Genomic DNA, 23,925 nt, shown 5'->3' with positions numbered 1-23,925 from the left:
ACTCATGCCTGAAATAGCAACGAATACTTCGCCAATCCTTCCTCCGAAAGAGGCAGAGGAAAAAGTCATCTCTCCCTGGAAGGAAGGCTGGAAAAGCTTTAGGAAAAATAAGGTAGCCATTGTGGGTCTGGGGATTGTTTCATTTTTCATCTTAATCGCCATCTTCGCGCCCCTTATAGCACCTTATTCATTTGAAGGGCAAAAGCTAAGTGATAAACATTTGGCCCCGTCTGCGGAGCATTGGTTCGGAACCGATGAATTTGGCAGGGATATTTTGAGCAGGGTCATTTATGGCTCGCGCATATCAATAGGGGTCGGCTTCTTATCCGTTGCCGGATCTGTCGTGGTTGGTTCTTTTTTGGGGATCATTGCCGGTTATTACGGCAGGTGGATAGATACGATCATATCGAGGATCTTTGACATTATTCTGGCCTTTCCAAGTATCTTGCTTGCCATTGCTGTCGTTGCCGTTTTGGGGCCCTCCCTTCGCAACGCACTTATTGCCATAGCCATCGTCAATGTTCCGATATTCGGACGGCTTTTACGTTCACGGGTCTTAACGGTGAAAGAAGAGGAATATGTAACGGCTGCAAAGGCAATTGGAATGGGGGATGGCCGCATTCTCCTTCATCACGTCCTTCCGAATAGCCTTGCTCCGATTATCGTTCAAGGTACCTTGGCGATTGCAACTGCCATCATTGAGTGTGCAGCACTCGGCTTTCTCGGTCTCGGTGCACAGCCGCCAGCACCAGAGTGGGGAAAAATGCTCGCCGATTCCAGGGCGTTCATCATTCAAGCACCATGGACGGTTCTTTTCCCTGGGCTTGCGATCATGCTTACGGTACTCGGATTTAACCTAATGGGGGATGGGCTGCGCGATGCCTTGGATCCGAGAATGAAAAACTAGAAGTAAAAGGGTGATGTTAGTTTAACATCACCATCTTTTTGTCGTTTATCTTGTAAATCTATAAAAATATGAAAAATAATAAAAAAATCCTAGTACCAAATAGGAAAATAGTGACTATTACCCCTTAAAATCACCCCAAAAGTTGTGATACTTTTATACTCAGTAAGAATATTCCAAAAATTACTTATTTTAGAGGAGGAAAGTTCATTGATTAAACGCAGCTTGTCCATTCTAGCAATCTTTCTATTAGTATTTACTGCAAGCGTTTCCGCAGCCAAGCTCCCAGATCCCCCAACAGGCTCGGGCGGTGCAGGTAAGAAGAATCAGGAAAGTATTATAAAGCTGAAGAAAAATGATTTGGGGAAGAAATACAAAAGCAATGAGAAGGTCAGGGTCATCGTAGAGATGAAGGATGCCCCGGCAATAGAAACAGCTTCGAAAGAAGGGAAACTTTTTAAACAGTTATCAAAAATTAAGAAACAACAATTAAAATCCGAAAAACTAGCTAATCAGAAAAAATTAAAGAAAAAGGTAAAAGAGAAAAAAATAGCTTTCAAGGAACTTGAAAGTTTTACGACAGTCGTCAATGGGTTCAGTGGTGAACTTCAGTATGGTGAAATCAAAAAGGTGGAAGCCATGCCTGAAGTTGCTGAAGTACATATTGCGAATGAATATGAACGTCCTGTAGAAAAACCCGAAATGCTTTATAGTAAAGAACTTGTCCAAGCCCAGGAAGCTTGGCGGGAATATGGATATAAAGGGGAAGGGATGGTTGTCGGGATTATCGATACTGGAATCGACCCATCTCACCGTGATATGGTCCTGAATAATGAGAATAAGGCAGAACTGACTGAAAGTGAAATAAGCGGGATGAAGGAGTCTAGCCATCTATTAGGCAATTATTATACGGCGAAGGTACCTTATGGATACAATTACATGGATGAAAACGAAGAAATCCTCGACCTTGGTGAAGGGGCTTCCATGCATGGAATGCATGTAGCAGGTACGGCTGGTGCCAATGGAGATGAAGAGAACGGCGGCATTAAAGGGGTTGCTCCTGAAGCCCAGCTGCTTGCATTAAAGGTCTTCGGGAATGATCCTGACATGCAGTCAACATGGGGCGATATATACATTAAGGCGATTGACGATGCCATCATCCTTGGGGCGGATGTGCTGAATATGAGCCTTGGCTCCACTGCAGGTTTTGTATCGGCAGAAGATCCGGAGCAGCAGGCGGTATCCAGGGCTGTTGATAATGGGATCCTCATGTCGATTTCAGCAGGAAACTCGGCGCACTTTGGAAATGGATTTGCAAACCCATCAGCCTCGAACCCGGATATTGGCGTTTCAGGTTCACCTGGGCTTGCTTATGATTCTGTACAAGTGGCATCGGTAGAGAATAACTATATGGATTTGGATGCAGCGACTTATGATATAAACGGACAAGCAGGTAAAGCTCCGTTCATGTCGGCTTCAAGCGTACATCCCAATGCTTTGAAGGTTAAAACATATGACTTGGTGGCTGCAGGGCTTGGGACGCCGGAGGAGCTTTCCAAAGTGGATGTTAAAGGCAAGTTCGCCCTCATCGAGCGCGGTACGCTTTCTTTTATTGAAAAGGCGCAAAATGCCCGGGCAGCAGGAGCGGCAGGTGTCATCATTTATAATAATGCTGACGGATATATTTCCATGGCCACTGATCCAAGCATCACCATTCCCCAGCTGTTCATGTTGAAATCGGATGGTGCAAAGCTGAAAGCAGCCTTAACGGATGGTGAAAAGGTGAAGGTTACCTTTAATGGTGATAAAACAAAAGCTGTAAATCCAGAAGCAGGGAAAATGAGCTCATTCAGTTCATGGGGAGTCGCACCGAACCTGGATTTCAAACCGGAAATCACTGCTCCGGGCGGACAAATTTATTCAACGCTGAACAACGATGAATATGGTATGATGAGCGGAACTTCGATGGCGGCACCACATGTTTCCGGCGGCTCGGCACTGGTTCTTGAACGAGTGGATAAAGAATTTAAATTAAACGGATCTGCCCGGGCGAATTTAGCGAAAAACCTGATGATGAATACTTCAAAACCATTGACGGATCAGGGTGTCGTCAATAAGGCCTTTGACTGGGAAAACCCTTACTCGCCTCGCAGGCAGGGAGCCGGGGTCATGCAGCTGAATTCCGCATTGTCCACACCTGCTGTCGTGACCGAGGCATTCACGAAAGAAGCGAAGGTTGCAATGAAGGAGATCGGCAATAAGTTCGCCTTTACTTTAAAGGTTGAAAACTTCAGCAACAAAGCGGTCAAGTATGATGTAAAAGGAAATATCCAAACAGACTATGCAATCCAGGGACAACTCGGTTATACCGCTAACGAGCTGGAAGCACAGGAAATTAAGAATGCTTCGATTAAAATCAATAATAAAAGCACAAATAAGATTACCGTTCCTGCAAAAAAATCGGTTACATTCGAAGTGAAAGTTGACATATCCGATGCAAAGGTACTCAGTGATGACCTGCAGACTCTTGTAGACATTGACGAGGTCTTTCCAAACGGATATTTCGTTGAAGGGTTCATTTCGTTGAAGGATCCAGCCGATACGAATCCGGAACTGAATGTACCGTATGTAGGATTTAAAGGGGAGTGGGACAAAGCCCCGATCCTGGATGGCACTAAATATGACAAAGAGTCCTTCTATGGCATGGCAGGAGGAGTTTCTACAGCAGGTGAAGATTTCACTTATCTTGGCTATGACCCTGCGGGGAAAACATTCAATGGCAAAAATATTGCGATTTCCCCAAATGGTGATGGTGCACAGGATGACTTCGTGCCTGTCCTATCATTCTTAAGGAATGCGAAAAAGGTAGAATACAATATATTGAATGGTGAAAACAAATCAATCCGGAAACTTCGCACAGAGAATAATGTACGTAAGGACTATTATGATGGCGGACAAGGGACCGCATACACCCTGGATCCAGCCCGTAAATGGGACGGTAAGATCAATAATGCACTCGCCAAGGATGGGGTCTATTATTTTGAAATCAAAGCGATGATAGATTACGAGGGTGCGAAATGGCAGACGTTTAAAATGCCTATCAAAGTCGATACGGTAAAGCCGACAGTCAAGATTTCGAAAAAAGGCAATGTATTGACCATCCAAGGTAAGGATAATTTGAATGGTTCAGGGCTTGCTTATTACGATGTACAAGTCGATGGAGCATCCATCATGGAAGAACCGCTCCCGGCGAATGCGAAACAATTCACCCTGCCTGATGTAAAAGGGGAAAAGGTTCAGGTTGTGGCTATTGACTATGCAGGTAATGAAAAAACGGCTGAAGCCGAATTAGCAAGCGATTCGGCTCCGATCGATAACCATGCACCAGCTGTAAAGATCAAGAGCCCTGAAGCCTTGAGCGTGAACAATAAAACTAAAATCAAAATAACTGGAGAAATTGAAGAAGCGTCGGAAATAACGGAATTTAAAATCGACAATAAAACGGTACCTGTAACGTATAACAAGACGAATAATAAATATCAATTCTCATATGAAAAGAAATTTGCAGATGGTGTCCAAAGCTTCACGGTTAAAGCAACCGATAAATGGGATAACACGGTTTCCTTTAAACGGACGATAATGGTCGATACAACAAAGCCAGGGTTAAAAGTGAAGGGTGTGCCGGAAACAGTGGGAGCCAAAGGAAAGAATCCAAAAGTGGACGTGACGGTAGAGGATAATTTCGATGAAATCCGCCTTTATCTGAACGGAAGCGAAGTATTCTATCATGAATTCAAGGAACCATACAAAATGCGTGCCTACAAGAAGAAGATAGAGGATTTGGAGCTGCCGCTTAAAACAGGCAACAACAAGATTGAATTTAAGGTGACCGATCTTGCAGGAAATGAATCGAAGAAATCCTTTAACATCAATAAAGCTAAAAAATAATGAAAAACAGCCCTCTTATCCAAGAGGGCTGTTTTTGCGTAATAAGATTTCCGGATTATGGATTTGAAGTATGAATTCTTTAGTAGTTTATGGAGTAGTTTACTGTGTTTTCACCGTGCTAATATGGAAATCTATTAGTGAGGAAGTTTTTTCATTATTCGGCAGGTATATCGAATAGGATAAAAGAATTAGGTATAAAGAATCTGTAAAAAGGAGGGTATGTATGAATTTTAAGAAGAAATCTAGCAATACAGTAGGTAGTCTTGGAATTACAGTGAAATTCGAAAGGAAAGGAAGCGAAAGGTCATATCTTACAAAAACGAGTTTCTTTGATGCGCTTCAGCATGTCCATTCTCCCTTTGAAAAGAATCCCCGTTCAGATTCACCTTATCAGGATTTTCCTCTATGTCAGGAGGTAACCCTTTCTTTTTTTGAAGAAGGTGCAAAAACATCTATTAATTATGACCCCCACCAAGAAAAAATCATCATTGAGGAAAGTTCAGAGACATATCAGCCGAATAAGGGTGAAGCGCTTACTGCAATCCTCGACCATATCATGATCAATCATGGCTATCACCATTCTTTTTTCATCATCCAGCAAAAAGAGCGGAACGTAAAAGTGAAAGCTGCTACGCCATGAAATCCCTAACATTATTCGGCAGGACGTTGAAGGTATGAGATTTCCGAATAATTCATACGAAAAGTTACTTTACTCAATAAGGATGGAGCTGCCACAGCAGCTCCATTAATGCGTCTCCAATCCTTCAAGGCGTCAAACTAACCGCCTAATGATCTTTGAAAGGGTTTGGATGCCATAAGCTAATTGTTCCTTTGAGGCGTATGAATATGAAAGCCGTATATGTGTATGGTTATTTGGTTCGTATATGTATCCCGGATTAAGAAGTATGTTCTCCTTTATCGCTTGCTTGAAAAGGTTTGGATTCACGATCGGTTTACATAATTTTAACCATATGTAAAATCCGCCTTTAGGTATTTGCCATTCAGCCAGTTCCTTAAAATATTGATTGAGAAGAGTTAATGTAAAATCTCTGCGTCCTATCAACTCATGCCTTAGCCACTCTAAATGCTTTGAATATTGCCCATTTGCTAACCATTCTGCCACAAGGTGCTGGGATAGTGCACTTGAACCGTAATCCATTTGCATTTTAATGTCCGCTAAACGTTCAATCACAGTTACTGGGCCAGCAATCCATCCGATACGCAATCCAGGGCTTAATGTTTTGGACATGCTGCCAATATGCAATACAAGGCCATTCTCATCAAGGGATTTTAATGGAGGCGGTGGTTCATTATCAAACCACAAATCACTATATACGTCATCTTCAATAATCGGGATCTGTTCCTTTTTGCATAGTGATAGGAGGTTAAGCCTTTCTTCTTTTGACCATGTAGTATTCGTTGGATTATTAAATGTTGGAACAGTATAAAACAGTGACGCTTTCTTCCTTCCGTTGATGTGCTTTATTTGTGTCGGGATACTTTCCCGGCCTTGTATGGTTAAACCTACTAAGTGCATGCCCGCAGATTGAAAAGGGTGAACGGAATTTAAATAGGAAGGGGATTCATGTAAAATCATCGATCCCTTTTGAAGTAAACCAACTGATATCAACTGGAGTGCCTGAAGCCCGCCAGAAACGACCATGAGGGAGCCGGGACTCGCGTTGATCCCTTTTGTTTCTAAATAAGCACTTATACATTGACGAAGTCTCTTATCACCCTTGGGTTCGGAATAGCCTAAAGAGTGGGCATCAAAAGAAGTGGATCGCAACGTCTTTTCGATTTGTTTTGCAGGCAATAGAGTTGGGGATAGTTCGCCCGTGCCTAATCTGATGATGGCAGTGTCCGTTTCATGCTGGTTAATGTCCTGAATCGTTTTTAAATTAGGTTCATGAAGACCATTCCGGACATAGTTTTTCCAGTCGGGCTGTTTGCCGGAGACGAGCACATTCCATGTATTATTGGAAACGAATGTGCCGGACCCAACCTTGGTTTCCAATAACCCGTCTGCAATCAACTCATCTATGGCTGTGATGATGGTACTTCGGTTTACGCCAAATGAGTCGGCCAATGAGCGTTGTGATGGAAGCTTGGTACTAACTGGCCATTCCCCTCGTGTAATTTGTTGTTTGATCCAATCTACTATTTGCAGGTGAAGTGATTGGTCGGAAGTCCGGTTTGGTCTCCATTCGATGAACATACGAAAACTACTCCTTTCATGTTCTATATTCTTTAAAAATTGGTTGGTTTGAATACCAACCAATTGGATGGTCAATTCCTTTGTTTTTTTTATTATACTGAATTTGAAGGAAGGGGGTATTCGTATGGGGCCATTCTTTCATGGATTATTATTGGCATTAGGGTTGATACTTCCGTTGGGAGTGCAAAATGTATTCATTTTTAATCAAGGAGCAATCCAGCCTACAATAAAAAAAGCATTGCCAGCAACGATAACAGCTGCAATTTGTGATACAGTGCTCATTTTGTTAGCCATTTTAGGTGTATCGTTGGTTGTCATGCAATATGATTGGTTGCGCCTTACATTAATCATAATCGGAGTTATATTTTTATTGTATATGGGATTTCAGATTTGGTTTGCCAAATCAAACTCACAGTCAGGTGCCCAATCCATGCAGATGTCGACCAAAAAACAAATTGTATTTGCGTTATCCGTATCATTACTGAATCCGCATGCAATCTTGGATACGATAGGTGTAATCGGTTCGAGCTCACTTGTTTATTCAGGAAAAGATAAAATGATTTTCACCGCAACATGCATCTTTGTGTCATGGTGCTGGTTCCATGGATTATGTCTTGCGGGACGATTGCTGAAAAAGGTTGATACATCCGGGAAATTCCTTAGAATATTAAATAAAATTTCTGCAATCATCATTTGGATCACAGCTCTTTATATGGTTAAATCGATTTTTTGATAAAAGACATGTATTTGAACCTGGCTATACCAGGTGTTCAATACAGTTACAGGACGCTTATGTATAAAAGGAAAGGGGAATGCATATCGAATTGCATCCCCCTTTTTTACCTTATAAGTTAACAACCTGCCCTCATTCATCTTCAGATCGTGAGAGTGGGTTTATTGAAGAGCAACCAGGTCCTTGATTTCCTCTGTGGAAAGTTCGGTGATCCAGTTGTCACTGCTGATGATCTCATCGTTCAGGGCTTGCTTTTTATCAAGCATCTGGTCGATTTTTTCCTCCAAGGTTCCTGTGCAGATTAGTTTATGAACGTGAACGAAACGTTGCTGCCCAATTCGGTAAGCACGGTCGGTGGCTTGATTTTCAACAGCTGGGTTCCACCAGCGGTCATAGTGAATCACGTGGTTTGCTTCTGTAAGATTAAGCCCAGTGCCGCCTGCTTTCAACGAGAGTATGAAAATAGGGAAATCCCCATCTTGGAATCTGGTGATCATTTCATCACGCTGCTTCTTGTTCGCACTCCCATTCAGGAATGGCACTTCAAAGCCATATCTTTTTTCCAGCAATTCTTTAATCATATTGCCCATCCCGATATATTGTGTGAAAATGAGACAGCTTTCATCCTGTTCGCGGACAGCATCGATAAGCTCGGTCAGCTTCTCGAGTTTGCCAGATCGGTTAGGTGCCTTCATGATGTTTTCCTTTTCCATTTCTTTTAAGTAAAGAGCTGGATGATTGCAAAGCTGCTTTAGCTTATTCAGCATCTGGAGGATGATGCCTTTTCTTTCAAAGGCAGATAGTTGTTCGATATCAGTGAATGTATCTTTAATCAGTTGCTCATACAACGATGCTTGCTCGGTGGTAAGCGGTACGAATTCCTTTTGTTCTTGCTTATCCGGAAGATTAAGAGCGACTTCTTTATCACGCTTTGTACGGCGAAGCAAAAATGGCTGTATCAAACGCTGCAATTCCTTGATTTTATCCTTCTGATCATCACGCTCGATGGTCGCTACATATTTTTCCTGAAACTGACCTAGCGTTCCGAGATACCCTTTGTTGATGAAGTCGAAAATCGCCCATAACTCACTTAAACGGTTTTCCATCGGCGTACCCGATAGGGCGATATGATGTCTGCCATTTAGCTTGCGGACCGCTTTGGATTGCTTCGTTTGGGCATTTTTGATGTTTTGTGCCTCATCAAGGATAACACTGCTCCAATGGATGGAGGTCAGTTCAGCCATATCTTGGTGGGTCAGCCCATATGATGTTAAGACAATATCATGATCGGCTGCCAGTTTAGTAAATGCCGCACCTTTAGCACGATTCGATCCGTAGTGTAGGTGAACTTTAAGTGATGGAGCGAATTTTTCCAATTCTTTTTGCCAGTTGCCAAGCACCGAGGTCGGGCAGACGATGAGCGCCGATTGTACAGAGACGGATTCGGGGGCAGTGGTAATGACCTCACCCTCATCACTGCTCTCTGCGCTGCTATCCTCTTCGACGATGATCGGTTCACTCTTATGTTCATCCCTAGGAGCTGTGGGTAGCTCTTTATCGGCCCTTTCTTTGCCTTTAACATGGAGTAGGTAGGCAATCATCTGGACGGTTTTACCAAGACCCATATCGTCGGCTAGACAAGCACCAAAGCCATGCTCCCTTAAAAATAGGAGCCAGCTCATGCCCAGTTTTTGATAGGGGCGTAAATCACCTTGAAGTGCATTAGGGACGGGCAGGATGGATATGTTTTTGGTTTCCCGGAGCCTTCCCACCATTTTACGGAGCTCCTGGTTCAATTCAAATTGAATCCGGAGCATTTCGTCGTTTTCAGAATCGCCATCGGCATCTTCATTTACGCCATTCAACAGTTCCTGCTGCAGCAAGTCAGTCAGTTGGATGCCTTTTTCATTGGCTGTTTCCATCAGCTCCTGAATTTGCTTAATGAAAGCAGGATCAAGCTTGACCCATTGGCCGCGGATGAAGACAAGCCGCCTTTTTTCATTGACGAGCTCCTCGAACTCCGCCTCAGTGAGCTCCTTGCCATTTAATGAGAACCGCCAATCAAAGTCCATCAAAGCTTTTAACCCGACATAAGAAGGGCCGCGGTTCGATTGGCTCTTCACTTTCGCCTTGACCTTCAATGAGGACTCCTTCAAGGCAAGCCACCACGATGGAAGGAGAATTTCGACGCCAAGAAACAGGAGCTTTTCGCTTGCATCGGTCAAGAACTCCCATGCATCCGTTTCTGAAATCTCCCTTTTAAGACGGCCATTCTCCCCAAGCCATGGCACGACGAGTTGCCAGCGTTTCGTAGCGCGCACCACATCACTTGCATACTTATTCCAGCCGCGCGGCAGTTTTTTTCCTGTATATGTTTCAATGATATTCTCATCCCTTTTGGAACGAAGGGTAACATCGAGTATCCAAGGCCCGTTGCCATCAGGAGGCTCAGTTAAACGGAGACCTATAGTGAATGGTTTGGGATCGGGCAGGGTGCCGAGCCATTCCTGCCAGCTGTCTTTGTCAAAAAAGGCTTGCAATTCTTCGGGAGAAAGCCGTGTATCCTTTAATGCCCCGACGGCTTCACTCCATTTATGCTGCATGGGTGAATAGTTTTTTAAATACATATTAGCCGCACCGTTATACCATTTTTCGATAAAAGTACGGTTGGTTTCCAGTTCAGGTGAAGGAAGGTCCAAAGATATTTCTTCTTCCCAAAAGGAAGGGACGAATTCCTCTTCCACTTCTTCCGGCAGCTTCCAGCCGATGGAGTCCAATTGAAGATTGGTGAAATCCGGTACGGGGATTCCAGCTTCAATGGATTCATGAAGAACCGGCGCTGCGGACAGGCAAAGGGAGGATATCTCGGACCATTCCCATTCTATGAAGGAGTTGAAGCTTTCCCTCGCAAAAAAATTGAGAAGTCCCCAAGCGTCAAGAATGAATACTTGATTTCCATCCACTATATCCGTAGTCATTTTCGTGCCATAAAAGCTTGCGTCATCCCAATTGAATAACAGCCTGCGTATATAATTCGTAGTGAGGAAGGTATTCTCTTCATTGACGACACCAAGGGCGTAAGTTCCGTTTTCGAGAGCCGCTATTTTGATTTTTAATTTCCCTGGATTAAACATCGATAAGCTTACCCCTTTTTAGTTCTTCTTGGAAAGCGCGAAGCCGTTTAGTCGAATCTGCTACATAAAGTATATAACGTTCGAATACGTCTTCCTTTTTGCTCTTTTTATAGATGGTGCGCATCCTTTTCAAATAACGGACAGCTTGCTTATAAGCGGGCCGATTTTTCAAAGAAACTTTTTCCTGGACCGCATGATAATAAAGGGGCAGGATCAGTTCTGGTTCTTTTGAGACCACTTCTTTGATGGATTCACTGCTGATTAAGTCAATGCTGATTTCTGAGTAAATATGCATCTCCACCCATTTTTTATATTGTCCTTGTTCAAAAAGGAAATTTGCATAGTTCCAATAGCTGTGCGGAAGGGTGGCCCTGTAAAATTTCTCAAGCAAATCGGTCCGTTTTAATTTATAACAGCAACTGTTGATTAAAGTCGTAAAGGTCCGGACGAAATCCACCCGTTTATAATAATCGGATAAACTGGCAAGGAACTCCTGAACATTATTATTAATGAATTCAATGAAAGGGATAGCCCGTGCCCGGTTGTCGGATTCAGCCAGGAGGTTCAGCCAATAAAAAATGTATGGACAGGCTTCTTTCTTCAATTCATGAAGAAGCCCAATCGCTTGTTTATCATGGTTCTCCAAAAGGGATAGGTGAATCGCTGCGAGGGAATAGGACGTCCTCTCAGTGGTGCCCATATACTTCTCGGGAAGTTCTTTATTGATTCGTTCCAGTTCCTCTTTACGCCATGAGGAGTTGGAGAATAAGTAGCTCCATATCTCCCGGTAGAGGTCGATCTTTTCGTATTCCAGGCCTTCTCCTCCATCCAGCAGTTTAGCTACATCTTCCTTGATGCTGAAAACGAAGGGATCAAAGGCGAAGGGCCTCGCTTGCCTGCTAAGCGGCTGTACCGTTTCATGAAGCTCTTCTGCCAGGTCGACGGCAAGTGCATAAAAGACCCGGATCGTTTGCGTCTCACTTTTATGCAGCTGAATCATTCTCAGTGTCTGCTGCATCGTGCAAAATTGGGTAACGAAATGATAAAGTAATTTCCATTCCCTTTCCATTGGAGCTTTTGAACTAAGGCGTTTAAAGTAAGTTTGTATGTGATTTTCAATCATATAAGTAGCCTCACCTATATGAGGCTCGACATGTTCAGCAAATGCATCATTCACGAATTGCTTCCATGATGGATAGCTTTTATCTAAGATGATGGATTTCCCTGCCGCCTGTTTAAGTAATTCACTTGCCGGTTTCACTTGCTGCAGTGCTTGGGCCGTTGAGGTGTTTTTTGGTGCTTTCCAATCGCTCAGCCATTCGGAAACACTAGCGTGTTCAGAATATGCAGAAAAGAAAACGGCCATTTGATGCCGGCAAATGAACCTTGAATCACATGTACAGCTTCCATCCTGAGGGAAGAGCAGATTCAGCCTGGCCTTAAAGCGTGTAACATCCTGTACCTCAGCCGCAATCGTATCCGCCGCTTCTTCTTTAATATCAACGAGCCCCTGACGGTATAACTGGAGCCCTTGATTCACCACATCCGAATCTTCTGGATCCCCGGCCTCCAAAAATTCCGCCAGCCGCTCCCCAACTAACAACAACTCCCGCTCCATACTCTCCTCCTTCAGGGACAAGCCCTGTATACCAAAATTATATTTTTGTATGATCATGAACCATCAGTTCTTTAACGTATCGTAATCCCGCCTTGGTTTACCGAGGAATTACATTCTTGGGCCATGCAAATGTTACAACCCGAAATAAAATGCTGGATTATGGCTGTTCTCTTTATTTTCTAATCCATGTAACCGAAAAAACCATCTCTGCTTCTAGCCGTATATTCATAAATACCTTGTAAAAGTCAATATCGTCAAAAATCCCCTTGAATATAAGCGGTTCGGATATAAACAGGAATAACTGGCAATCACTTTAACATGCCTCAAATCCTTCATCCTCATCGCGCTTCACAATATCAAGTGATGAGGGAAGGAATCTTTTTTTAAATTACTTTTTTGAAGCATCTCTTTATTATACTTCATTTTGGCTTGGAATTTAAAATGTAGATTAGAGGTTTTGGAAATGATGAGTGTGAGAAATTATAATACTCCTGGTGAATGGCTAGTTTGTAGACAAAAGGGGTTCTCTATATAAATTAATACAAAGTAGAATGGAACAATGTGCGAGTATCCTGCGGGGAAAGCGAGTGTCTGGATCGAGTTTGTCTATAATTTGGAGCCATTCCCGGGGAAATGGCTCCAAATTATAGATTTAGTTTATTTTCATTTCATTCTTCCAACTGTCCAGCTTTTTGTTGATGAATGTAACAAAGGTATGGTTTTTTTGTAATTTGAATAGAAACGCAGATTTTTCCAAGTACTCTTTTGCCTCTTCAAAGTTACCTACGAGTTCAAAATTGTAGCCTAAATGGTAATGTAGATCCGCTAAAGCATATAATTGATCATATTCGAGGCACCACTTTATGGCATCTTGGCAGCAGGCAATGGACTCTTCGTATCGGCCAAGGCGTGTTAGCACTCTGCCAAAATTATAGGATAGGCGTGTCTTTAGCGTTTTATCCGTCAAGAAGGGCAGGGCTTTCAAGTGATCTAAAGCTTTCCTTAACAAGGCAAATGCATTTTCGTATTGTTCTTCAGCAACATACATTACACCAAGGCTGCTTAAGATTTCAAGCTCCCGTTCCGAATAAATTTTATCGGTCGTATGAGTAATGGAGATGGCCTTATTGATGAATTCTATGGCTTTATCTAAATCTTTATTTTTTTCATATTCGTATATTCCCTTGTGCCAAAGGATCAATTGATGATTCTTTTTATTTTGAAGAAAGAGGGGACTGTTTTCCTCAGCCTTTACAATTTGCTGCATTTCCTCATAATTTCGGGTTCTTCTGGCTATTTTTAATTGATAAATCACTTCTTCCACATAATCCAGCCTAGGGGTCATTCCAATATCGAAAAAATAGTTTACATCAACGCCTAAACGTTGGGAAATTAAGTAGAGAGTGGATGCATATGGATAGACATCGCCCTTTTCAATCTTACTGATCTGTGCTTGTGTACAAATACCGGTTGCCAACTCTTCCTGGGAAAGCCCGATTTGTTTACGTAGCTCTTTGATCTTTTGTCCAACTGCAAAAAAATCCATTTTGATTCTCCTTAAAATATGCCTAGAGTTATATTTTGTTATGAAAAATCGGTGAAAGCGGTATGTACAGGTCCTGAACGGTTTAAATAGATTCTTTAGTCGAAATATATGATTTTAAGAATTGTGGTTAAATATAACTATAGAATTATTTTCTATTTTAACCAATATTTTTTTAAAAGAAAAGGAGGAATGACCTATGAAAAAAAGTACTAAAGCATTAGTCGTATCTTTTCTTATCATCGCTGCTTTTGTTATTGTCCCAAGCGAATTACCAGGCCTTTATGCAGAACTTCCAGGTTTATATAAATAAGTAATTGAAGCTTCCTATCAATCATTCAAGCATCTTCAATTGAAGATGTTTTTTTTATTATTATTAAATGATTATTCTTTTGCGCATATTCCTGTAGTTATAATTATCTATGAATGGGGAGTGTAAGGTCCATTTGGTAGGTGTTGAAGAAACGTGAGCGTAGTTTGTAACGCCTATTTCGTTTTAATGATTTTGTTATAGTGTATATAACAAAACGGAGAGAGGTGTAAGGTTAATGATTGATATTAATATGAAAGTTCAACCCTCTTTTTACGATGATGAATGTGCCATTGTGTTTTCTTTTTATTTTGATAAGGCAACCAGGAAAATTGGTGAAGCTGTGGTGTACACATGCAAAAAATCAGATGATAAAGAATCCAGCCAAGATCATATAGATACAGATGTACAAGAAAAAATCGCTTATCTTAAAGAGTTTTCCATTGTAGATGAATATCAGGCGACCTCGATGAAGAAGATTCAACATTTTTTGAATGTAATCGGTATCAAGAAATGTGTGAAGCACAACCTTCAAGGAAATGAAATCGCATTTTAAATGATAAAAACTCATGACATCCCACATGTCATGAGTTTTTGCCATTTAAATGACTGTTTTGAGCATCCATTTTCTTTTTGATGAAATCGCTCATTTGTTTCCGCTTACTTGGTTTAGCGTTATTTGTTCTTTCAAAAAATTTAAAGTGTTGTTTATTGCTATCGGATTTCATGATGTCTCTCCTTTGCTTTTTTTTATTTACCCATTTTTTCTTAGTTCAAACATGATTTTTATGATAAAGGGATGAACAAAAGATCTTGCGATTATTCCTGTAGTTATATTTTCTTATGTGAATCCCTGCATATAAGAATTTATTAGATGATAATAAGAGGTAAAGCCCAAATATGGGGGAATTTCGTGTTTTATCATACTTAAAATAAATGTTAAAATGGTCCGAATATCGGATTTTTCATTAGAAACATCAGTTTCTAGTACCCTAAAGTGAAGAGGGTTGAAGAACTCTTTTCGATGGCCCCCGTGCACATGCTTGGGGGATCTTTTTTTGTTTGGATAATTTGTCCACTTTTTTTCTATAATATGTTTCGTTTTGTTTGTATATACATGGGTAAATATAAGAAACAAGAAGAATTAAACCTGTGTTCATCGCAGTTTAATCGGAGGAATATATTTGATGGATGTGAAAGTAAAGAATGATCCCACGAAGCGAACTTTCCAGCAGTACATTTTTCCATTTACGCTTGAAGGAAATAAGATTGAAAAGTTTGTGGAAAAGTTATTTGAGGACAATTTCGTATTTTTGAACTTGAAAGATATGGAACAACAAGATCAATTTTACGGCGGCCATAAAGTTTCGCACCGTAAACTGGAAAAGTATTTCATGCCTTACATCGAGCCGATTTTATTTCCGAGTAATGCCAAACAGAAAGAAGGCTTGCGGCGTTTCACGAAAAAACTGGATATTGATTGTACCTTCGAATCACCCTATCTAAATACCCCATTTATTATTAACTCTATCGATATCTTCATATGCCCATTTCATATTGGCATGATGAATCTTCGTGTTACTTTACCTGAAGGTCTTTCACATGATGATGTGCTCTATTTTAGCGATACATTCCGAATCCTTGAACCGATCGCTGATGATGAGGAAAAAACGAAAGTCGGCTGTCGGGAAAATCAGTATGAACAAGTGAAGGATTTCATCTTCAATGAACTATTGCCGCCAATTGAGGAATATATCGATGAAGAACAAGCGGACCCGACCTATTTTGGCAGTTTGCCCTTCTTCATCGATGAAAGAATGTACGTGATCAGTTATACGGCATTCCCGGAGGATCGTGATCTATCTAAAAATGACTTATTCCGGATCAGTGAACTGAACGGGTATGACAATGATGGTGAGCCATATATAGGCGCATTAAATCCTGATTATATAGAAAAGTATTATCAAGAAAGAGTATATGACAGGTGGGGAAAGGAAACCTATTATGTAACTAGCATGTATCATTTCGCGTGTGTCACGAAAGCGACAGGTAAACTTGAACGGGAACTGGCTAGTGAAATGTATGGCCAGCATTTTTATACAGTGTTGATTTTCTTCTATTATAAAATCGTACTGCTCAAATTGGCTCATGAACATTCCCGGATTGATGTGGAAAAAGATCAATCGGATACGGAACAGCTGATTTTCATGATCACTGAGTTTTCTGCAAAATACTTATTCACTGAAGTGAATAGTACGGCAATCGGTAAAGAGCTCTTCAAAAAAACGGATGAAACCTTCAGGATTGCCCCTCTCTACAAAGAAGTGAAGGAAACACTTTCCTACCTTTATCAAAATCAGGATAAACTGGCTGGGAAAAGCAGTAATTATCTTTTGCAAATCCTAACGATTTATACGGTGGTCTCCGGGATATTCGGAATGAATCTATATATTGAAGATTGGAAAGGGAAATTACCCTGGAAAGCTTATATGAATTACACCTTATACGAATGGGTAGCTGTCATTGTGACGACAAGCGGCCTTATCATTTCAGGCATTCTGGGCTTTTTCTTCTTGAAAAAATGGCTCCAAGAGAAAAAAAGCCGAAAAAAAAGAATGCTTTAGAATCCTGAACATTATGTTCTGGACTCAGACTGTAGGCAAACTCGATGAAGATAGAGTTTGCCTACGTTTTATAAGAGTTTGTACAATTTTGAACGTTGCCTCCTGGCACTCGCTTTCCGCCTGCGGCTCTCCTTGGATGAAACCCTCTTTAGATTGTTAGCAGACAGTCGGCGGAAAGGGAGCTGATTTCTGAAATCAACTGGATCCTTTTTGCAAACTTGCCCTTCTTCTAATTTTTCCAAAACAAAAGTCCTGTACACTATGTACAGGACTTTTGTTTTAGAAAAAACATGGTTAATTAGAAAAATGAAGAAATTTGGCATGCAAAATCCCCCATTCCCCTAATATTTTGCTAAACTATAGGTATATCATTCTAACTATTCATTAGGAGGAAATCATGAAGAAACTAGCTTTAGTTTCCAGCTTATTGTTGTTGAGCGTATTGTTTCTGGCCGGATGCTCGGATGAGCCAAGTCCGGAAGATCGCTTTGCGGCATACACGAAGCTTTGGAATAAACAGGATTTTGCGAAAATGTACGAGTATCTGTCGCCTGAGACAAAGAAGAAAATCAGTGCGGATGAATTTGCGAACCGTTATGAAAAAATCTATACGGGCATAGAAGCCGACCAATTAAAGGTGGACTATAAACAGCCAAAAGAAGAAAAAGACCATAAAGATGGAGAAAAGGTAAGCCTTCCATTTACCGTAGGTATGTCCACTGTGGCGGGTGCTGTCAGCTCTGATCATAAAGCGACACTTGTCAAGGAAGGGGAAGGCGAGGAAGAAAATTGGTACATCAAGTGGGATGAAAGCTACATATTCCCGCAATTGAAAGCTGGCGAGAAGGTATCGGTTGAATCGTACCCAGCCATTCGCGGGGAAATTGTCGATCGAAACGAACGCGGCCTTGCCATGAATGGTACGGTTGCAGAAGTGGGAATCGTGCCAGAGAAAATGGCCAACGAAACCGAAACGGTTAAAACGGTCGCTGGAATCCTCAATATGTCCACCGACGAAGTGAATCAGAAATTAAAACAATTATGGGTAAAGCCAAGCTATTTCGTGCCCATCAAGAAAATGTCAAATGATAATACTGCAACCTTGGAAAAGCTATTGAGCATTCCTGGGGTATCTGTCAATAATACGGAAGAGCGCATATATCCATATAAAGAGGCTGCTGCCCATCTAATTGGATATGTCGGTGAGGCATCGGCCGAGGATTTGGAGAAATTGAAAGGAAAAGGATATACCGCAAGTGATGTTATTGGCAAGCGCGGTCTTGAGGAAGTGTTGGAAGAGCGACTTAAAGGCAAACCTGGCGGTAAAATCTTTATTAAAACTGAAGATGGCGAAGAAAAAGTGATTGCTGAAAAGCCTGCTGAAGAGGGAGAAACAATTACATTGACCATCGACGCCGAGCTTCAAAAGGATATCTTCAAACAATATAAGAACGAAGCCGGATCGGCATCGGCAATTGATCCGAAGACAGGCGAAACGCTTGCACTTGTTTCAAGTCCGTCATTTGATCCTAATAAATATATTTTCGGAATAACGAAAGCGGAACAAAAAGCACTTGAAGAAGACCCGAAAAAACCACTTCTGAACCGCTTCAGTTCGACCTTTGCACCTGGTTCAACCATTAAGGCCATCACTGCGGCAATCGCTTTGAAAAATGGTGTGGATCCGAAAGAGTCGATTAATATTCAAGGAAAAACATGGGCCAAATCGACATGGAAAGATCATTCCATTACAAGGGTTTCGGACCCTGGTGTTCCAATCGATATGGAAAAGGCATTAATTTATTCAGATAATATTTACTTTGCCCAAAAAGCTCTGGGGCTTGGTAAGGAAAAATTCACAAATGGACTCAAGGCATTCGGCTTTGATGAGTCTTTGAATTACGATTATCCGATCAAAGCATCGAGCATCGGTAAGATCGACAGTGAGGGACGTTTGGCAGATGCCGGATATGGTCAAGCGCAAGTTCAAATGAGCACGCTTCATCTCGCCATGACCTATTCAGCCTTCTTGAATGAAGGAAACATCATGGCACCTTCGTTAATAACAGGAGATAAAATAGAAAAGAAAATATGGAAAGAAAATGCGATCTCAGCAGACCAAGCAAATCAGGTCACCAAGATGCTGACACAAGTAGTGGAACATCCTAAGGGAAGCGGACATGGAATAGATGATCTTGGCATCAATATCGCTGCCAAAACGGGAACTGCTGAAATCAAGGCATCCAAAGATGCGGACGGAACAGAAAATGGCTGGTTCGTTGCCATGAACACAGAAGAACCTGAACTTCTCATGGCATGGATGATGGAAGATGTAAAAGGCAGGGGCGGCAGCCATGTCGTTGTCGATCAAATGAAACCGGTGTTGAAGAAGTATTTGAAGTAAAGAAAAAAGTCACCCATCAGCAAGCACCATTGAAAAGCAGGACATGGTTTCTTCCATGTCCTGCTTTTATTTTGGGTATGGATTCCAATTTATTACGACAATAAAGCTGGATTTGAAGGATAATGAGTCGTATATACAGAATGTAAAAAGAGAGTTCAGTAACCTACATATAAACAGTTTTCTCATGCCAATAGATTGAACAGGATTCATTCAAAAGTCTTTGAAAGATAAATAGAAAAGGAATGAGGATGAAGGGGAATGAGAAGTTTAAAGTATTTGTTTATCGCTTTCTTTATCACTATTTTTGCATTTCCTTCTCATGAAACAACGGCAGCGGAAGAGAATACAACGATGGAAGTGAAACTGAAGAATTATTTGGGGAATAGAATCAGTGTCAAAATAACGGCAACCGGGGACTACCGCAATTCAGGGGGAGAGATATTCATCAAGGCTGGTGAAAGTCTGACTTTGAAAGCGGAGTCGGCTAAACTTGCCGTTTACAAAGGTTCTAAGAAGACGGGGTCTTATACTTCCTTTAAGGTAATGCCAGTTAAACCTGATGCTTCATTGTCCATAAACGGCCGTCCGTATCAAGGCTCATTTACATTTACAGTGGAGGACGGTCACATCCGGCCAATCAATACTGTATACATTGAAGATTATCTAAAGGGAGTTGTCCCGTTGGAGATGCCCGCACTATGGCATGCCGAAGCCTTAAAAGCACAGGCGATTGCCGCCCGGACGTATGCACTTCGCCATCAATCGACAATCATTGATGATACGGTTTCTTACCAAGTATATGGCGGGGCTGACGGTCATTATCGAACTGATTCAGCCATTGAACAGACAAAGGGCATGGTAATCAAACATGATGGCGAAATAATCGAAGCGTTCTTTTCATCAAGCAATGGAGGAATGACCGAATCGAATTCGAATGTATGGTCAAGAGGCAACCCTCTTGCGTATTTAGCTATAAAAAAAGATTTCTATGATTCGAAAACCAATTGGGCGATAACCCTGGACAAGCAGCAAATCGACCTGTCAAGAATGGATTTATCTAAACCTGAAGAATGGTGGACAAGTGTAGAGGAAAAAGATAAAACAGTTGTGCCGAAGCTGAAGGCTTGGCTGAAGAATAATGGATATGCGAAGAAAGATATTAAAATAACGGAGATTCCCTTGTTAACTTTTACAGATGAAAAAACGGGAGGCCGTGTTACGAAAGGCTCCATCCAAATGAATTTCTATGTAAGGGATCTCGTTGATGACAGGGGAAAGCTTTTGCAGCAAACGGTTAAGCTTACCAATGTAGCGGCTTCCAGAATCAGGGGCATGGTGGGGCAAGAGGTGATGAAAAGCTATTTGGTTGACCATTCATCTTCCGATCCTTCCAAAGTTGCAATCGAAGGATCAGGATATGGGCATGGGGTCGGACTAAGTCAGTTTGGAGCGAAAAACAGAGCGGAAGCAGGACACTCATATCAAGATATTTTGGGTTTTTATTATCCTGACACAACTATAGAAAAGGAATATGGACCAGGTGCTGGATCTAAAACGGATATTGTTGTAAAGGCGGAATCGAATTCAGTAAACATGAAAGCGAAGACGGATCATTTAAATGAAGAGGTAGGAATCACATACTCCCTAAAAGAAGATGCTTTGGTAACTCTCACGATTAATGATAGTAAAGGGAATGCCTTAGCTACCCCAGTCCGTGATCAAACATTGAAAAAGGGTACCCATTCAGCAATCTGGAACACAAAAGCGGTAAGTAACGGGACATATGAAGCAGAATTATCAGCAATGGGCCGAGGCGGGAATGAAGGTTTGGAAACAGTGCCGATAAAAATCAGTAGAGATACATCGGCACCGAAAATCACCAATGTCAACACATCGGGTGATTATAGTACCGAGAAAGCGAACATAACGTATACTATTAATGAAAGCGCTGATGTAACAGTGGAAATCAAGAACAGTAAAGGTAAGGTTGTGGGCATCCTTTCTGAAAGGCAGTTCAATAAAGGCAGTCAATCGGCAACCTGGAATTTCAAAAATATGTCCAACGGGATATTTACGGTAAAAATCTCCGCTAAGGATGAGAGTGACAATCGGGAAACCATTTCAACGAAAATCTCGATTAGGAAGACGACGGGAATAGTGACAGCAAACGAATTATCTATTAAAGAAAGTAGAAATGCATCTTCTGAAACGATCGGTAATCTATACAAAGACCAAGCCGTAACGATACTGGCTCAACAAGATGAATGGTATAAAGTGAAAAAGGGAAGCAAATTTGGGTATGTATCAAAAAAACACATAAAAAAATGAAGAAGTAGGACGTCACGTATGGCGTCTTTTTTTGATCTTATAAAGAATAAATGCACCACACTTAAAAGAAAACAGCACGAAATCACAAGTAAATCGCAAACTCACGAGTAAAGTACGAATTCACGAGTAAAAGCACTAAATTCACGAGTAAAGCCCTAAACTCACGAGTAAAAGCTTCAAATTCGCGAGTAAAGGTCTCAAATTCACGAGTAAAAGGCGCAAACTCACGAGTAAGAGCACTAAATTCACGAGTAAAGCACGAATTCACGAGTAAAGGCCTCAAATTCACGAGTAAAAGGCGCAAACTCACGAGTAAAAGCACTAATTTCACGAGTAAAGGTCTCAAATTCACGAGTAAAAGGCGCAAACTCACGAGTAAATCGCAAATCAACGAGCAGATGCACCAACCTCACGAGTAAATGCTTCAAAACTTCAAAGAAATGCCCCAAAACTTGAGTAAACGTAGCTCAAAAGAAAGGAATACCGAAAAACGGTTAATGAGAAAGAAACGTAAAAGAAGAAGTAATGATTTTATTCCTCTTTTGTTTTATGCTGCCCGGGTGTGAAAGGAACACGGGCGGCATTTGTGATGATTTTCGAAATATCCGTATTTTCAATGACTCCATCAATGGCTTCACTGCCTGGACCTGAAGCGAAAACGGGAATCATATTGGCAGTGTGCCCTCCTGTGGAACTGGCCGCCCGAATGCTTCGATCAGCTACACCCGCCTTATAATGCTTGGCGATGGTGCTTCCGATTTCCCAATCAATTTGGTGCTGTGGATAGACAAGTGTTTTATTTTTTCTTACGTTATCGATGAATTGATCGACTTCCTGTTCCGTAAGGGATATATTTGCATAATTCTTGAATGTGGAAACGACACTTTCTGGATCGATTTCATTATTTTTATCGAATGTGAGTTGTTTTGACATATATTCAGATGAAACCCTGATTTTTTTCAAAGCAGGGATATCCATTGTTTCAGAAGCGGATGTCCCCATTGTTTCGTGGTCTGCAAGAACAATAATCAAGGTATCATTCCGGTTTTTTGCCCAATTGACAACTTCTTTCACGGTTTGGTCAAATTCTATCGTTTCTTTCCATATTCCAGTGATATCGGCTGCATGCTCCATATGGTCAATACGCGCACCTTCGGCCATCAAGAAAAATCCCTTGTCACCCCGTGATAAAATATCCAACGCTTTGGATGTCATTTCGGGTAGAGATGGCTCTTGGGAATGTAATACTTCTTTATCCAGTTTAAAATTCATATAGGTAGGGTGAAATAATCCTAAAAGTTTTTCCGGTTTATTTATGGAACTAAGTTCTTCTTTAGTCGTCGTAATCCCATAGCCAGCTTGTTTAAACTTACCGATTAAATCCTCGCCATTCTGCTTATCCGCCTCGAAATAGCTGGCACCTCCGCCGAGGATGACATCGATCCGGTTATCAAAGAGCTGCCTCGCGATATTTGCGCCACCTGTCCAGCGGTTAGGAACACTTGCACCAAATGCAGCGGGTGTGGCATCGACTACCATATTGGTTGAGATGATCCCTACTTTTTTTCCATTGTTCTGAAAGGCATCCAATACACTATCGACCTCGGAACCATTGGCGTCGACTCCAATCGATTCATTGTTCGTTTTTATACCAGTGGCAATCGCGGATCCTCCTGCTGCCGAGTCAGTGACGTAATTATTGGCTGAATACGTGCGCATCAGGGCAACATGCTCCAGTTTTTCCAAATGCAGTATACCTGTCTTTCCATATTCCAATTGCCGGGCAATTTCTATCGCCCCTAACCCCATGCCGTCGCCAATCAGCAATATGACATTCTTGGGGGTGTTTTTTGTTTCTGCTTGAATAGGGGAGTTCATCCAAATAAAACAAATTATAAGAACGAATAATCCAAAGCGATGCGGTTTATGTCTGGATGTCTTATTCATCTGTAATCCTCCATTGGGTGAAAGTCTTCCTATTATTTGTTTAAATCGATAAAAAAACCCCTCCCTGATATTCAGGATGGAGCTAATCTTTTTAGCGCTGTTAGCGGCACCCAGTCGGGTTTTGCGTAATTTACTTTTCAAAAAAAGAAAGAATTTCTATATAATTACAATATAAAGGTGATAATTTATAAACAGTACTTACTTAACTGATATA

At 41.5% G+C, this 23,925-nt stretch carries 14 protein-coding genes; 8 read left to right on the top strand and 6 right to left on the bottom strand.

From position 1 onward, the window contains the following. Positions 1-4: 4 nt before the first annotated feature. The 3 genes from MPH60_RS19810 (at position 5) to MPH60_RS19800 (ending at position 5,492) form a co-directional block, all read left to right on the top strand. Positions 5-907: an ABC transporter permease gene (locus tag MPH60_RS19810; protein WP_241589654.1), complete on the top strand. Its 903-nt coding sequence runs from the start codon at positions 5-7 to the stop codon at positions 905-907. 207 nt (positions 908-1,114) lie between these two features. Continuing rightward, positions 1,115-4,852, top strand: a complete 3,738-nt coding sequence (locus MPH60_RS19805; RefSeq protein ID WP_241589655.1) for a S8 family serine peptidase — start codon at positions 1,115-1,117, stop codon at positions 4,850-4,852. 223 nt (positions 4,853-5,075) lie between these two features. Further along, positions 5,076-5,492, top strand: a complete 417-nt coding sequence (locus tag MPH60_RS19800) for a hypothetical protein (RefSeq protein ID WP_241589656.1) — start codon at positions 5,076-5,078, stop codon at positions 5,490-5,492. A 132-nt stretch (positions 5,493-5,624) separates the two neighbouring features. Here the strand turns inward: MPH60_RS19800 and MPH60_RS19795 are convergent, their stop codons facing one another. Beyond that, positions 5,625-7,070, bottom strand: a complete 1,446-nt coding sequence (locus MPH60_RS19795; RefSeq protein WP_241589657.1) for an aminotransferase-like domain-containing protein — start codon at positions 7,068-7,070, stop codon at positions 5,625-5,627. A 124-nt stretch (positions 7,071-7,194) separates the two neighbouring features. Between MPH60_RS19795 and MPH60_RS19790 the strand changes: the two genes are divergently transcribed. Beyond that, complete coding sequence (locus MPH60_RS19790; RefSeq protein WP_241589658.1) at positions 7,195-7,803, top strand: LysE/ArgO family amino acid transporter; 609 nt, start codon at positions 7,195-7,197, stop codon at positions 7,801-7,803. Positions 7,804-7,964: 161 nt separating this feature from the next. On the opposite strand, the gene MPH60_RS19785 is transcribed toward MPH60_RS19790, so the two are convergent. The 3 genes from MPH60_RS19785 to MPH60_RS19775 form a co-directional block, all read right to left on the bottom strand. Further along, positions 7,965-10,937: a DEAD/DEAH box helicase gene (locus MPH60_RS19785; RefSeq protein WP_241589659.1), complete on the bottom strand. Its 2,973-nt coding sequence runs from the start codon at positions 10,935-10,937 to the stop codon at positions 7,965-7,967. Beyond that, complete coding sequence (locus MPH60_RS19780) at positions 10,930-12,555, bottom strand: hypothetical protein (RefSeq protein ID WP_241589660.1); 1,626 nt, start codon at positions 12,553-12,555, stop codon at positions 10,930-10,932. Before MPH60_RS19780 ends, MPH60_RS19785 begins: the two co-directional genes overlap by 8 nt. A 652-nt stretch (positions 12,556-13,207) precedes the next feature. Continuing rightward, positions 13,208-14,101 carry a helix-turn-helix domain-containing protein gene (locus MPH60_RS19775; RefSeq protein ID WP_241589661.1) on the bottom strand — a complete coding sequence of 298 codons (894 nt, stop codon included), beginning with the start codon at positions 14,099-14,101 and terminating at the stop codon, positions 13,208-13,210. Positions 14,102-14,646: 545 nt separating this feature from the next. Here MPH60_RS19775 and MPH60_RS19770 point away from each other — a divergent pair. Then, on the top strand, positions 14,647-14,964 hold the full coding sequence (locus MPH60_RS19770; RefSeq protein WP_101223795.1) for a hypothetical protein: 318 nt from the start codon (positions 14,647-14,649) through the stop codon (positions 14,962-14,964). A 28-nt stretch (positions 14,965-14,992) separates the two neighbouring features. Here MPH60_RS19770 and MPH60_RS19765 read toward each other — a convergent pair whose 3' ends face one another. Continuing rightward, positions 14,993-15,136, bottom strand: a complete 144-nt coding sequence (locus MPH60_RS19765) for a hypothetical protein (protein WP_241589662.1) — start codon at positions 15,134-15,136, stop codon at positions 14,993-14,995. Between the two features lie 459 nt (positions 15,137-15,595). Between MPH60_RS19765 and MPH60_RS19760 the strand changes: the two genes are divergently transcribed. The 3 genes from MPH60_RS19760 (at position 15,596) to MPH60_RS19750 (ending at position 21,764) form a co-directional block, all read left to right on the top strand. Next, positions 15,596-17,032, top strand: a complete 1,437-nt coding sequence (locus MPH60_RS19760; protein WP_241589663.1) for a hypothetical protein — start codon at positions 15,596-15,598, stop codon at positions 17,030-17,032. Positions 17,033-17,429: 397 nt separating this feature from the next. Next, positions 17,430-19,436 carry a penicillin-binding transpeptidase domain-containing protein gene (locus MPH60_RS19755; RefSeq protein WP_241589664.1) on the top strand — a complete coding sequence of 669 codons (2,007 nt, stop codon included), beginning with the start codon at positions 17,430-17,432 and terminating at the stop codon, positions 19,434-19,436. Positions 19,437-19,694: 258 nt separating this feature from the next. Then, a complete protein-coding gene (locus MPH60_RS19750) occupies positions 19,695-21,764 on the top strand; it encodes a SpoIID/LytB domain-containing protein (protein WP_241615859.1) in 2,070 nt (689 codons plus the stop codon). A gap of 531 nt (positions 21,765-22,295) precedes the next feature. Here the strand turns inward: MPH60_RS19750 and MPH60_RS19745 are convergent. Continuing rightward, positions 22,296-23,711 carry an alkaline phosphatase gene (locus MPH60_RS19745; RefSeq protein WP_241594661.1) on the bottom strand — a complete coding sequence of 472 codons (1,416 nt, stop codon included), beginning with the start codon at positions 23,709-23,711 and terminating at the stop codon, positions 22,296-22,298. Positions 23,712-23,925: the final 214 nt, after the last annotated feature.

This window comes from Peribacillus sp. Aquil_B1 (genome assembly GCF_022603275.1).
In the GTDB taxonomy this organism is placed as follows: Bacteria; Bacillota; Bacilli; order Bacillales; family DSM-1321; genus Peribacillus.
This window is presented reverse-complemented; position numbering and strand designations above follow the sequence as displayed.